Genomic DNA, 15,075 nt, shown 5'->3' with positions numbered 1-15,075 from the left:
GATGAAGCTGCGGTGGCAATGTGTCCGCTTGGGCGGGTAGGATGGATGCATTGATTATTGCGAACAGTTTGAGTGGAGGACCATGCCTGTTCGAATCTATACCACTAATGCCGGCACGGATTTGAGCGATGCCGAGTCGGCGCTGCTTGCCGACCTTATTGCCCGCCACGGGCGTGCCGTGCTGCTGGCGCCAACGTTTGCCGAGCTCGACCTGTGCCGTCATGATGCGGCGGAAGCCGGCGTTTCGCTGGGCATCGATTACAAGACGCCCGTGTCGTGGCTTCGCTCGCTTTGGGAGCTTTTGGGCGACGGGCGCGGTTTCGTCGACAACCTGCAGCGCCAGATGCTGTTTTCGGACATGGTCACGCGTCTCGATGATGTCGACCTGCAGCCGCTTTCGCGCAGCCAGGGCACGGTGCGCATGCTTGCGCGCATGGCCCGCGATGTGCTGCCAGGTGTGGCGGGGACAGCTGCCGAGCGATGCCGTGGCAACAATTGCCGGCCTGAGCCAAAAAGCGATGCCGAGGCTCGTGTGTTCGAGCTTTTGCGTGCCTACGCGGGCGGTCTGGACCGTCGAGATATGGTCGAGCCCTGCGAGGCGGCTGACATTATGGCCAGCGCTCTGGCCGATAATCTGCCGGCGTGCGCCCGTGCCGTCTGTGTACGCGGCGTCACGTCGTTTACGCACGGTCTGCTCGAGCTGCTGTCTGCTGTGGCGAACAGTGGGGGAGAGGTCGTCGTGCTGCTTGCTCGCGAGCAGGCGGCGATGCGCGAGGAACTTGCCGCGGCATTTGATGCCAGCGGTGTGCTGTTTGAGGTCGCGCCGCTGGGGGAGGACGCCGTCGCGTCTGATGCCGCTTGTGGAGCTACCTCTCAGCCTGCCTTTATTGAGGTCGCGGGCCCCCACGCCCGCGCTCATGCTTATGCGGACGCAATTGATGATCTGGTAAAAGCGCGCCAGGGTTTCGGGGCCGACGATACCGCCGGCCTCTCCGCCGACCCCGTACGCGTGCTCGTTGTTTCTGCCCGGGCACCCCAGCTGTTCGGTGAGCTCGCCTCTCGTCTGGCGGCTCGTCATATCGCTGCCGAGACAACTGAATTCACGGCGTTTTCCCAATCCATTGCGGGCAGGCAGTTTGCGGCGCTTGCCAGCTTGATCGAGCGCATGAAGGCGGCCGATGAGGGTGTGGCGTCAAAGACCGAGTGGTGGCCCGCGCCTGAGCTTGCCGACTGGATCTACAGCCCGCTTTCGGGCGCTGATGCAGCCAATGCCCGTATCTTCGATAAGAATATGCGTCTCTCGCGTAGCAAGACTACCGCGGGCGTTAAGAGCCTGCTGCAGAGCGTGCAAGGCCAGGTGAGGGGCGCACGCAAGGCGGCGAGCGACGAAAACTGGTTTAAGAACGTACCGTGTGTGGTCTCGGACGTGTTCCAGGCACTGTGGCGCGACAAGCCCGTGACGGCGCTCAAGGCCATGCTTGCCGTTGCCGAGGCGTTGCCCGATCGCTCGCTGGGCAGCCTGGATGGCCAAGCTCGTCGCCAAGCGGAGGCGGCCCTGCTGCGCCACGCCATCGACATCCTTATGAATGACGCCCGCGCGCTCGACGTGTCGCAGGCCGCGACCGTGCCCGTGCTCGATGGCATTCGCACCAAGGTGGACAAGCGTAGCACCGCCTACGATTACGAGACCTACGAGGTTGACGGTGCGCCACGTGCCCAGGTTCGCTTTGCCTCGCTTGCCGATGTGGCGGCTCTGCGCCCCGGCAGCTACGATGCCGTGCTGTTTGCCGATGTCGATCTGGACAGCTATCCGCTCTCACACGAGGAAGGACCGCTGGCCACGTTGGCTGCGAACCTTGGTCGCGAGGGCGTGACGCTTGAGCCTGCGGCCTTGTTGCGCGTGCGCTTTGGCCACGCGATGCGGGCGGCACGTGGCCCGGTTGCGCTTGCGCGCGTGACGCACGATCGCCAGGCGCGCGAGTGCTATCCGGCTGCCGTGTGGACCGAGTTGCGGGCGCATGCCGAGGCCACCGGTGCCGCTCAGGTGACATGCGTGGGCGAGGGCGATATCGTAGGTGATTTTGACCCTGCAGCCGGCAAGGGCCTCAAGCGCGAGCGCGTGGCATGCGAGGCTCCTCAGCATTTGAGCGAGGCGGCCGTGCCATATCTGGTCTTGCGCCGTCGGGACGGCGAGGGCGAGGACGCGCCGCTTGTACCGCGTCTGACGTCTGCCTCGCAGATCGAGGCCTATTCCACCTGCCCGCTGTGCTGGTTCGTCTCGTATCGCGTTAAGCCCCAGTCTATCGACGCGGGTTTTGGCAACATGGAGAAGGGCAACTTTGTCCACGACGTGCTGGAACATCTGCATGCCCGTTTGCCCCAAGAGGGCATGGAGCGTGTGACGCCCGAAAACCTGCCGCGTGCGCAGGAGCTGCTGCACGAGGTCTTTGCCGAGACCTTGGCCGAGCACGCCGGCAAGCGTGGCAACGAGGGCCCGCTGGTACCGCTCTCTGCGGTGGAGGAGCGTCAGGTGGCCGAGATCCTGCCGCAGCTGGAGGGCGTGCTTGCTTATGAGTCCGAGGCGCTTGCCCCCTTCGCTCCGCGCTACCTGGAGTTTGCGTTCAACGAGCTCCAGGTCGAGTATGCCGGCTGGCCGCTCGGCGGGCGCATCGACCGTGTGGATGTGGATGCCGAGAATCGCGCTGTGGTGATTGACTACAAGCATCGCACGGGCGTTGAGGAGTTTAAGCTCGCCGACCCTACGGTGCGCGACGAGGAATCGGGCACGGCGCCCATCGACGATCCGCGCTGGTTGCCGCCACATACCCAAACGCTCATCTACGCCCAGGCCATGCGCCGGGCGCTGGATTTGGATACCCGTGCGGCGCTCTATTTTTCGACCAAGGGCGGCAAGCCGGCGTTGCGCGGTGCCGCGAGCGCCGAGCTGCTCGAGGAGGAGCGTGGCGACGGTCGCATCCCGGGCCTTAAGAAAGGTTTCCCCGGCGAGGGTGGCAGCATGGACTTCGACGCCCTGCTCGATCGCGTGGAGGCCGGCATCGCCGAGCGCTTGCGCGAACTCGAGGCGGGCAACGTCACTGCTGTCGACCCGGCGTCGACGCAGGCCGCGCATGCCCGCTGCTCGTATAACCACGAAGGAACGTTTGTAAGGAGGGACGTGTAGACCATGGATCTTTCGACCTTGATGCCGCAACAGCTGCAGATCGTCAAGACGCTCGACCGTCCGCTGTTTGTCTCGGCGGGCGCCGGTTCGGGCAAGACCTTTACCCTCACGCGCCGCATCGTCTACGCGCTCTCGCCCGAATCCGGTCCGTTCGTCGAGCATCTGGACCAGGTGCTCGCCATTACCTTTACCAAGGATGCCGCGGCCGAGATTCGCGATCGCGTGCGCCGTGCGCTTATCGACGAGGGCATGGACGAGGAAGCGCTGACCGTCGACGACGCGTGGATCTCGACCATTCACGGCATGTGCTCGCGTATCCTGCGCGCACACGCGCTGGAGTTGGGCATCGACCCCGAGTTCACGGTGCTCACCGATACCGACGAGCTCATGGATCAGGCTGTTGAGCATGTGCTGGCCCGCGCGACGGCACCCGATGCCGCCCCCGAGCTCGCGGCATCGCTCAAGGCCCTCTACGCCTGGTATCCCATGGCGGGCGAGGGCGGCCCCTTTGGCGCCGGCACGACCATCAAGGGCCTGGTACGCGACCTGCTGGAGCTCTCGAGCCAGCTGCCGGGCGGCATGGACGACGTGCGCGTGGCGCGCGGCCAGGCCGATACCTCGGCGCTCGCCGATGCCTATCGCGCGGCGCTGGGCGCAAGCAAGGCCGCGACCGAGAAGGCGCAGACGGCGCTCGACGCCATCGACGCGTTCGAGGCGAGCGGCAAGACCATGGCCGATGCGGCGCGACTCATGATGTCGTGCACCATGCCGCGCGCGAGCAAGGCCTTCCCCAAGGAGCAGGTCGAGCTGCTCAAGGCCGAGGCCGCCGATGCATTTATCAATATCGTGCTTGCCTGCGGTGCCCCCGCGCTCGATGCACTGGTGGGCTTGGCCCGCTCTGTAGAGGCCGAGTATCGCGCACTGAAGGCTGCCCAGTCCGCCCTCGATAATAACGACCTGCTGCGCATGGCCTACGAGGCCCTGCGCGATTACCCTGCCATTCGTGCTGCGTACGAGGGTCGCTTTAAGATGGTCATGATCGACGAGTTTCAGGATACCGATCAGATGCAGGTCGATCTAATCCGCTACCTGACGGGTGCGGGGGAGCGCGCACTGTGCACCGTGGGCGATGCGCAGCAGTCGATCTATCGCTTCCGCGGCGCCGAGGTCGAGGTGTTCCGTCGCCAGGAGCGCAAAGTGGGATCGGCGGCGTCCGCGGCGACTGCCGTGGCCGACACCCCCGCCGGCGAGCTCGTCAAGCTCGTGCGCAACTTCCGCAGCCACGACGAGGTGCTGCGCTATGTGGCCCGCGTCTTCGACGGCGATGACGGCGGCCTTATGCAGGGCTTTTTGGATCTTGAGGCGAGCGACGGCCGCAAGGACACGCTGGTGGCGGATGCCTCGCGCCGCCAGGCCCTCTTTGTTGCCGGCGGCAGTACGCAGGAGCGCACACAGGCCAAGGCCCGCGCGATCGCGGAGCGATTCCGCGCGCTTGCCGATGCCGGCCAGCCCCAGGGCGGCATGGTGCTGCTGCTGGGCCGCATGACCAACGCAGACGTCTACGCACAGGCCTTCCGTGACCAGGGGCTCGACTGCGTCATCGCGGGCGGCTCAGTCTTTGCCCAAGCTGCCGAGGTGCAGACGGTGCGCGCCCTGGTTTGTGCCCTCGCCAATCCGGCCGATACGGCGCAGGGCCTTATGCCACTGCTGGCCTCGCCGATGTTTGCACTCGGCGCCCAGGAGTTCCTGGCGCTGGCGACCAAACTCGACGATCAGACGGGCGAGACGTCGCGCCGCAACATCGACGCGGGCATCATGAGCGATTCCGATGTGCCGGGCTTGCAGGGCTTGCCGCTCGTGACGCGTGCCCGCGAGGTGCTGCGCTACGCACTGCGTCGCGTGGGGCGTGATTCGTTCGCCGCCATCGCGCGCGACGCGGTCAATGCTTCCGGCTGGTTCGTGCGCCTGGCGCAGCGCGGCCCCGAGGGCAAGGCCATCGCCGCCAACGTGCTCAAGGCGCTCGATGCCGTGGACGAGGCGGAGGCCGAGTTCGGTAACTCGCCGCGCTCCATTGCGCTTGCCTTCGATCGCTTCCTGGCGGGCAAGGAGGCCCCGGGCGCCCTCAACGAGGAGGGCGACGGCGCGGTGCGCATCATGACGGTTCATGCCTCCAAGGGTCTGGAATATCCGGTCGTGGCGGTCGCCGATTGCTTTGGCGTGCGTAAGTCCTCGGGTGCGGCACAGATGGGTCGCGTCGAGGGCGGAGCGCAGGTCGTGGCGCTGCCGGTACGCTTCGACGGCGTTAAACTCGCGGACGGCACGTTCGTAAAGGGCGATGACGTCAAAAAGCAGTTTGAGCATGCGTTTAAGGGCAAGGGCACGTCGCTGTGGCTACCGCCGGAGCTCATGGAGGACGTCTGTGCGACGGGTTCTCCCGCCGAGGCATTTGCCCGCCTGCGCAACGACGACCTGCAGCTTTCGCTCGAGGAGCGGGCCCGTTTGCTCTACGTTGCCATGACCCGTGCGCGCGAGCTGGTGATCTTGGCGATGGATGCCGGCGTGAGCCGTGGCAAGGTGACGGTGCCGACCTTCGATGTCGAGACCGATCTGACCTACGACGTGCTGTGCCGCATTCTGCCGACCGACGCTCTGGACATGCCGCAGCTCGATGCCGACCGCCTGGTATTCGACAACTCCCAGCCGGGCGACTACGAGCTCATTTCGCTTTCGGACTTTACCTTTGGCGAGCAGGCGTTTGAGGCCAACGCTTCGCTGGATGCCGAGAGCAGGCTCGTTCGTGGCGATACCGATGTCGCCGATAATGCTGCGCACTCAACCGTGCCCGGTCCTGCCGACCCCATGCCCGATTCGTTTGAACTCGTATATCCCCAGGCGGCGGGCGTGCGCATGGGCACGTGTCCGTTCCCGGCGCGTGATTCGTACAGCTATTCGTCGATCGCCGCGGCGCTCCATGCCGAGACGGAAGACCGTGCCGCCGAGGCGCGTGTTCCCATGGACGAGGCGGGCGACGATGCCGAGTCGGATGGCTCGGAGATGGCCGATGCAGACGTGGCTGCTGTCGAGCCCGCCGGCAACCCCATGGCGCTGGGCTCGGCGTTCCATGCCGCCTGCCAGTGGCTCATCGAGATGGGTGCCGATGCGCTGCCCGCTGAGCGTGCCGATGCGCTGACGCGCCTGTGGTGCCTGACGCCGGAGCAGCGCGAGCGTTTTGACGTTGCCCTGAATCGCTGGCTCAGGTCGTCGGTCCGTGCCGAGCTTCTTGCCTGGCCGTGCGTCCGTGCCGAAGTGCCGTTCTTCTCGCTGGGCTGCGAGGACAAGGACATTGCCCGCTACGGTGCATATGCCGAGGGCGCCATCGATGCGCTGGCGACCGACCCGGCCGATCCGTCACGCGCACTGGTTATCGATTACAAGACGGGTGGCACGCCGGATGAGACACCCGACCAGCTGCTTGAGAAGCACGCCCTGCAGGCGCGCGTCTATTCGGATGTTCTGCATAAGGCGGGCTTTAAGACGGTGACCGTCAAGTTCGTCCGCGTGGAGCAGACGGCCCCAGCTGTCTTAGTCGAGCTCGCCGAGCCCCAGGTGGTCACCTACAACCTCTAGCCCTCAATAACGTGCGGTGGAATCCTTTTCGATTCCACTGCAGCTCAGGGGTAGCTAATTTGGGACGGGGCTCTTTTAGCTACCCCCATACATCGGTTGAGATGTATTCCGACCCCGACTCGTTCGCCGTCAGTCAAAGGGTAGCTAAAAAAGCCCCGTCCCAAATTAGCTACCCGTGTGGGTTTGGCTAGGTTCGGGCGCTGTCCGTGCCGTGGGGTAAAATCGTTCAATCAGAACACGAACCCGCATCGGAGCTCATCACATGGCATTCGTCCATCTGCACAACCACACTGTTTTCTCCATGCTCGACGGCGCAACCCGTATCCAGGATATGGTCAACCGTGCCGTAGAGCTGGGCATGCCTGCCGTGGCCATTACCGACCACGGCTACATGTATGGCGTGCCCGATCTGGCGCTGGCCTGCGACGCCGTCAACCACAATACGCCCGAGTACAAAACGTGGAGCCACGACAAGGCCTTCTTGGAAAAGGACCGCCGCGACGAGCTGGTGGAGCCCGATCCCGAGGCAAACCCGCGCGAGCATGCCCAGTATGTGAAGGACATGGCCATGTGGGACGAGAAGGGCAATATCGACGAGCTCAAGCCGCCTCTGGTCATCAAGCCCATCTTTGGCTGCGAGGTCTACTTTACGCCGGACGAGACGCTCGCCCGCGACCACAAACCCGAGCTCTACCACATGATCCTTCTGGCCAAGGACCAGGAGGGCTACGTCAACCTGATGCAAACGGTCTCCGAGGCCGCCGTGCAGGGCTTTTACTACAAGCCGCGCGTGACGCTCGACAACCTGCGCCGCCACGCCAAGGGCATGATCTGCACCAGCGCCTGCATCGCGGGCATCATCCCCAAATACATCGACCGGGGTGACATGGAGGGCGCCATCAAGTGGGCCGAGACCTTCCGTGATACTTTTGACCCCGGCGACTTCTACATCGAGATCCAGGAACACGGCATCACCACCGATAACGGCCTGACCGACGAGCAAATGGACCGCACGCTCATTGATATCGCCAAACAGGTGGGCGTCAAGGTCATCGCCACCAACGACTTCCATTACCTGCGCCGCGAGGACGCGCCCGTGCAGGACGTCATCATGTGCATCGGCATGAACGCCAAGGTCGACGACCCCAACCGCATGCGCATGACCGGCTCGGAGTTTTACATGAAGACCGAGGAGGAGATGCGGGCGATGTTCCCGTATTGCCCCGAGGCCTGCGACAACACGCTCGAGATCGCCGACAAGTGCTACGTTGAGCTGGACTGGGACTCCATCATCCTGCCGCGCTTTCCGCTGCTCGATCCCGGCGAGACGCACGAGAGCCAGTTCCGCCGCGAGTGCGAGAAAGGCCTGCGCCAGCACTACGGTGACGACTGGGCTACGCGCGAGATCGGTGGCGTCAACATCAAAGAGCGCTTTGAGTACGAATACAAGGTCATTTGCGACAAGGGCTTTGCCGCCTACTTTTTGATCGTCGCCGAGTACGTGCAATGGGCCAAGGACAACGGCATCGGCGTCGGCCCCGGCCGTGGCTCGGCCGCCGGCGCTATCGTCGCCTACGCCATGAACATCACCGCGTTCGACCCGCTCGAGAACGGTCTGATGTTCGAGAGGTTCCTGTCCCCGCAGCGTACCGAGATGCCCGATATCGATATGGACTTCGACGATGAGCGGCGTCTCGAGGTCGTGGAGCACGTTCGCCAGCTCTACGGTCCCGAGAAGGTCACCCACGTCATCACCTACTCGACCATTAAGGCCAAGCAGGCCATCAACGACGCCGCGCGCGTCCTGGACTACCCGGTCTACATGGGCCAGCGCCTGTCCAAGATGGTCTCGAGCGACCCCAAGGTCAAACTCAAGCAGGTGCTCGAAAAACAACCCGGCAAAGAGGATCTGTTTAACCCCGACTTTGCCGAGGCCTATAAAAAGGACGACGACGCCCGCCGCATCATCGACACGGCGCTCTCGATCGAGGGCCTCACCCGTGGCGAGGGCGTGCATGCGTGCGCCGTTCTGATCTGCCGCGACCCCGTCAACGAGCACGTGCCCACCAAGCTCGACACCAAGGGCGGCGTCGAGATTACCCAGTACGAGGGCCATACCGTTGCCGACATGGGCCTGCTCAAGATGGACTTCTTGGGTCTGCGTACGCTGACGGTTATCTCCAAGGCCAAGGCAAACATCAAAAAGAACTTCGGCATCGACATCAAAGAGGAAGAGATTCCCTTTGACGATCCCGAGATCTTTAAGCTCATGGGCTCCGGCCACACCGCCGGCGTCTTCCAGGTCGAGTCCGCCGGCATGACGGCCACGATTAAGAACATGAAGCCCACCGAGTACAAGCACGTCGTGGCATTGATCGCCCTGTACCGCCCGGGCCCGCTGGGCGCCGGCATGGTTTCGTCCTACATCAACCGTATGAACGGCAAGGAGCCGGCCGTCTCCTACGACGACCGTTTGGACGACATCCTGGGCGAAACCTACGGCACCATGGTCTACCAGGAGCAGGTTATGCTCATCTCCGTCGAGATGTGCGGCTTCTCCAAGGGCGAATCAGACTCGCGTATCCGTAAGCCCGTGGCTAAGAAGAAGATCAAGCTGCTTACGTCGACGGTGCTCCACTGGGAGGATGGCTCGGACGAGACCACCTACGACCACTGGATGAACGGCGCTATCAAGAACAACTACACGCGCGAGGTCGCCCAGAAGATTTGGGACGATGTTCTCGAGTTCGCGTCCTACGCCTTTAACAAGTCGCACTCCGCCGGCTACGCCATCTTGGTTATGCAGACGGCGTGGCTCAAGGCGCACTATCCGCACGAGTACATGGCGGCCGTCCTGACGTCCTATACGGGCAAGACCGACAAGATCGTGCACTACGTCTCGGCATGCCGTCACGACGGCATCCCCGTGCTTTCGCCAGATGTCAACGAGTCCGGTACCGAGTTCACGGCTACCAAGGAAGGTGTGCGCTTTGGTCTGGCCGGCATCCGCGGCGTGGGCACCGGCGTGGCGCAGGCGATTATCGCCGAGCGCGAGGCGGGCGGTCCGTTTAAGACGCTGCATGACTTTGTCGAGCGCGTGGACTCGAGCCAGGCCAACCGTCGCGTGATCGAATCGCTCATCAAGGCAGGTGCCTTCGACTCCACGGGGTATCCGCGTCGTCAGATGATGCACTTTGTGGACAAGAACAACCCCGAGAACATCATCGATGCCGCGGCAAAGCGCCAGAAGGATCGCGCGAGCGGCCAGACGTCGTTCTTCGATATGTTTGGCGACGTTGAGGGCTCGGGCTTTGAGGTGAGCGTACCCGATCCGGATGGCCAGGAATGGGACCGCCACCTTAAGCTGAGCCAGGAGAAGGAGGTTCTGGGCATCTATGTCTCGGACCACCCGCTGCGCCCGTTTGAGTATGCGCTCAGCAAAGCGCGCGACTTCTCGTTCTCGCAGATCGACACCGGCTACGAGGTGCAGAACCCCACGGGCGGCACCATCAACCAGGAAATTCCCGAGGGCAAGGCGCTGTGGTGGGCCGGTATGGTCTCGAGCGTGTCCAAGCGCGTGACCAAAAACGGCGACCCCATGGGCATCGTGCAGCTCGAGGACATGGAAGGCGAGGCTACGGTCGTGGTGTTCCCCAAGACCTTCAAGGAGGCCGAGGGGTATCTGTACGGCGAGGTCGACCCCGAGACCGGCGCGCAGCTGTCCGATGCGTTTGTGCGCATTAAGGGCAAGCTCGAGCGCTCGGACCGCGGCGACCAGATCATCGCGCAGGAGATCGTGCCGCTTGAGCTCAACGAGGAGAACAACAAGCCCAAGGTGTTTGAGGTCATGGTGCCCAACAGCCGCTTTAGCCAGGGCAACATGGCGCGTCTTGCCACGGTGCTCACCGCCAACCCGGGCGGCGACCGCGTAGAGATCTTTATCGAGCAGGCGGACGGGCGCGTGCTGCGTGCCGAGGTACCTGCTAAGGTCAACGCACGTTCGATTCCGCTGTTGGCCGAGGCCAAGGCCATCGTGGGCAACCAAGGTCGCGTGACGGTGATCTAAGGACGCCGTTGGCGGGGTAGCTAATTTGGGACGGGGCTTTTTTAGCTACCCTTTGGCTGACGGCGAATGAGTCGGGGTCGGAACACATCTCAACCGACATATGGGGGTAGCTAAAATAGCCCCGTCCCAAATTAGCTACCCCGGGTGAGATTGGAGGAAGCGATGGCGCAGGGGACGTTTGTGCAGACGCTTCGTAAGGAGGCGGCGCTCAGCAGTACCTTTATGAAGGGGCGTTCGCTCATGCTCAACGGCGCCGTGCTGTCGTTTGAGGACTCCGGCTCGCGCTTCTCCAAAAACGTGAATATCGAGGGCACGGTGCGTGGCTCGCGCGGCGACCTGTATAAGACGCACGTGGCGCTCGATATGGACGAGCACGAGGTTGTCGACTACGACTGCGATTGCCCCGCCGCCTTCCGCTATTCCGGCATGTGCAAGCACGCCATCGCCACGGCGTTGGCGTATCTGGATGCCAGCGGCGCCGAGCCCGTCGAGGGTTTGCGCACGCCGGTCCGCACGTTTACGGTGTCGCCCGCACAGTCCAATCAGCCCACACGCCCCGCGCCCAGCGCATCTGCGGTCAACCCCAACTTTCCCTTCCCGGCGCCCGTGCCCACGAGCCCGAGCCTTGTGGCAGCGCTTTCCGATCTTTCGGACGCGCGCATGGATAAACTCGTGGCCATGCGCCGCAAGCTCGCTGGCACCATTGACCCCGATGCGCCCAAAGCAGTGCTGGAGCCCTCGCTGGTGCCGTACTACAATCCGCTGTTTGCCGATCGCTTTAGCTGGGCGCTCGAGTTCCGCATCCGCTGCGGCTCGGTGTCCTACGTGGTTAAGGATATCGACGGCATGGCCGATGCCTATGTGCGCGGCGGTACGTTCTCCTATGGCAAGAAGCTTACGTTCCTTCATGCGCCCGAGGCTTTCGATGATGTATCGGCAAAGCTGCTCGACTTTGTTGCAATGACGGTCGCCTACCTAGGCGATATTACGAGCTCGCGCTCGGCATCGTACGACTTTGCCCGCAGCGGTTTTGTCGCCGAGCGTCAGCTGCCGATATCCGAGTATTCCATCGTGTCCGTGCTGGACCTGCTGCGTGGCAGGACCATGTCCTTTGAACCTGCTTGGTCGCGGGGGACGACGACGCACCGCGCCTACGAGGTGACGGTCGAGTCGTTGCCGGAAGGGGAGAACGAAGTCTCGGCTAAGCGCCCGCCGCTGATTGCTGCCAAGATTGTGCCGGCAGCCGGGGGCAGCTACGACTTGCGCCTTCCGGCCGATACGTACTGCTTTGCCTCGGGCGACGTCGCCTATCTGGTCGATACGCGCCGCGCGCGCCGTACCGACACGGCGTTTGCCCAACATGCCGCGCCGTTCCTATCGCACTTGTTGCCCTGCCGCACACCGGTCCATATCGCCGCCGACCAGGTGGGTGAGTTTTGCCGCATGGCGCTGCCTATCTTGCGCGACTACACCGACCTTACCGCGCCCGCTGTGCTCGATACCGTGGCGCCCGAGCCAAGCTTTGCCATGGCGATCGGCGTCGACGATGGGCTCGTGACCTGCAAAATTACGGTTACCTACGGCGACTGGTCGGCAGATCTCTTTAGCATGGGCGCTCCGGGCAGCCCCTTCGAAGAGCAGCGCCCGGGCGTGCCGCCGCGCGACGAGGTGGCAGAGTTTCGCGTTATGGATACGGCGGCTCTGTATTTCGACTTTTACGAGGGTGGCCTGGCGTTTGAGGAACGCGATGACGAGAGCCTGTTCCACTTGCTGACTGAGGGCCTGTCTGCCCTGTCCGAGCTGGGCGAGGTCATGCTCAGCGACCGCCTGCGCCAGATCTCGGTCCGCCCTGCGCCCAAGCTTTCGGTGCGCGCCACCGTCAAGAGTAACCTGCTCGACGTCGAACTGGGCGCGAGCGGCCTTTCGGCGGCAGACCTTGCCATCTACCTCGATTCCTACAAGCGTCACCAGACGTTTGCTCGTCTCACGTCGGGCGACATCATTCGCCTGGACGAGGGAGCGCGCGCCGCGTTTGGCCTTGCCGAGGATCTGGGGGTCGATGCTGTCGACCTGCTCGACGGCGTGTCGCTTCCCGCGTCGAGTACCCTGTTCGTCGACAGCATGCTTGCGCGCACGCCCGCGCTCGAAGCCGATCGCGACGCTGCATTCCGTCGCACCGTCGAGCGCCTGGACACGCTCGGCAAGATGGACTTTACGGTGCCCGCTGCGCTCAAGGCCACGCTGCGTGGCTACCAGGTCGACGGCTACCAGTGGCTCGGTTCGCTCGAACACCTGGGCCTTGGCGGCATCTTGGCCGACGACATGGGCCTGGGCAAAACGCTCCAGATGATCGCGCATATCCTGGCGCGCGTGGAGGCGGGGGACGCTAAGCCCACGCTCGTGGTATGTCCCGCATCGCTCGTGTACAACTGGACTGCCGAGCTGGAGCGCTTTGCCCCCTCGATTGATGTGTGCGCCATTGTGGGCACCAAGGCCCAACGTCGCGTGCAAATTGCCGGCGTGGCCGAGCACAACGTGGTCGTGACGTCGTACGACCTCATGCGCCGCGATATCGACGAGTACGTCGAGCAGGACTTTGCCCGCGTGGTGCTGGATGAAGCCCAGTACATTAAAAACCCGCTCACGCAGGTGGCTCGCGCCGCCAAGCGTCTGCCTGCCGGCGTGCGCTTTGCCTTGACGGGCACGCCCATCGAAAACCGCTTGTCCGAGCTCTGGAGCATCTTCGACTTTTTGATGCCGGGCCTGCTCGGCACGCGCGAGTCGTTTGCCAAGCGCTTCGAAAGCCCGGTCGAGCACGCCGAGGGTGACAGCGCCGCTCGCCTGCAGGCGCTCGTGTCGCCGTTTGTGCTGCGCCGCGTCAAGGAAGACGTGGTGGCCGACCTGCCCGAGAAGATCGAGGATACGGTGATGGCGCAACTCACCGGCGAGCAGCGCAAGCTCTACCTGGCCAACCAGGACCGCATTGCCCAGCAAGTGCAGCACCGCGAGGCCGGGGAGTTCAAAAAAGATAAGCTCAAGGTACTTGCCGAGCTCACCAAGCTGCGCCAGATCTGCTGTGATCCTCATCTGCATTACGCGGACTACAAGGCGGGAAGCGCCAAGCTCGATACGTGTATGGAGCTCGTCCACGGCGCGCTCGACGGCGGTCATCGCATCTTGCTGTTCAGCCAGTTTACGGGCATGCTCGATATCATCGGCAAGCGCCTGGCCAAGGAGGATATCGCCTTCCTTAAGCTTACGGGCGCATCGTCTAAAGAGAGCCGCGCCAAGATGGTTGCGCAGTTCCAAGCGGGCGAGGTGCCGGTGTTCTTGATTTCGCTCAAGGCGGGCGGCGTGGGCCTTAATTTGACGGCTGCCGACGTGGTCATCCACTACGACCCGTGGTGGAACGTGGCGGCGCAGGACCAGGCGACCGACCGCGCCCACCGCATTGGCCAGCAGCACACCGTGACCGTGTACAAGCTCATCGCCAAGGACACGATCGAGGAACGCATCATGCAGATGCAGGAGTCCAAGCGCGACCTGGTCAACAGTGTGCTCGGCGGCGATGGCATTTCGTCGGCGCTGTTCACGCGCGAGGACGTTCTGGCGCTGCTCGGTGGCGACGGTCGCTAGCTGCGCGCGGGATGGGGCTGCCGGGCTGGGCCAGGTCGCCGGTTCGTCCTGGCCCGACCGCTTGCCTCACCCGTTATGTGTTCATTTGTAATGCCATGGATGGTTCGGCGCTCTTTGGGCATAAGAACCATTGAGAACATTGGCACATCAGCAAAGGAGAACATCATGGCGAAATTCTTTAAAGACTCCGACGGCAAGCTCGTTGCCGCTCTTGGCGACGACGTTGCGACCCCTGCCGGCTGCACGGAGCTGACGGCAAACACCGAGGATGCGGCGCACGAGAAGCACGTGCCTGTTGTCGAGACCGAGCGCGACGGCCACGTCATTCGTGCGCGCGTGGGCTCGACGGAGCACCCCATGCTGCCCGAGCACTACATCGAGTGGATCGCGCTTGAGGCCGAGGGCCGCCTGGAGGTCCATTACCTTGAGCCCGGCATGAAGCCCGCGACGTTTTTCGCTGGCGGCTCCAAGACCGGTACCGTCTATGCCTACTGCAACCTGCATGGGCTGTGGTCCGCGACGTTCTAGGAGCGCGCCCCCGCTCGGGGTATCATAGCTAGCATAT

5 protein-coding genes are annotated in these 15,075 nt (G+C 63.6%); all 5 read left to right on the top strand.

The window, feature by feature from the left end; genetic code table 11:
• Positions 1-82: 82 nt before the first annotated feature.
• The 5 genes from ACTQV4_RS03565 (at position 83) to ACTQV4_RS03545 (ending at position 15,038) form a co-directional block, all read left to right on the top strand.
• Entirely contained in the window at positions 83-3,181 is a 3,099-nt protein-coding gene (locus ACTQV4_RS03565; RefSeq protein WP_441569306.1) for a PD-(D/E)XK nuclease family protein, read from the top strand.
• 3 nt (positions 3,182-3,184) lie between these two features.
• Positions 3,185-6,808, top strand: a complete 3,624-nt coding sequence (locus ACTQV4_RS03560; RefSeq protein ID WP_441569305.1) for a UvrD-helicase domain-containing protein — start codon at positions 3,185-3,187, stop codon at positions 6,806-6,808.
• Positions 6,809-7,070: 262 nt separating this feature from the next.
• Positions 7,071-10,874: a DNA polymerase III subunit alpha gene (dnaE, locus tag ACTQV4_RS03555; protein ID WP_427717806.1), complete on the top strand. Its 3,804-nt coding sequence runs from the start codon at positions 7,071-7,073 to the stop codon at positions 10,872-10,874.
• Between the two features lie 162 nt (positions 10,875-11,036).
• On the top strand, positions 11,037-14,510 hold the full coding sequence (locus tag ACTQV4_RS03550) for a DEAD/DEAH box helicase (RefSeq protein ID WP_441569304.1): 3,474 nt from the start codon (positions 11,037-11,039) through the stop codon (positions 14,508-14,510).
• Positions 14,511-14,675: 165 nt separating this feature from the next.
• A complete protein-coding gene (locus ACTQV4_RS03545; RefSeq protein ID WP_427747728.1) occupies positions 14,676-15,038 on the top strand; it encodes a desulfoferrodoxin family protein in 363 nt (120 codons plus the stop codon).
• Positions 15,039-15,075 lie beyond the last annotated feature (37 nt).

Origin of the sequence: Collinsella sp. LCP19S3_B11, assembly GCF_052121915.1 — a bacterium.
Taxonomy (GTDB): Bacteria; Actinomycetota; Coriobacteriia; order Coriobacteriales; family Coriobacteriaceae; genus Collinsella.
The sequence above is the reverse complement of the archived record's forward strand: the minus strand, read 5'-3'. Positions and strand labels throughout refer to the sequence as shown.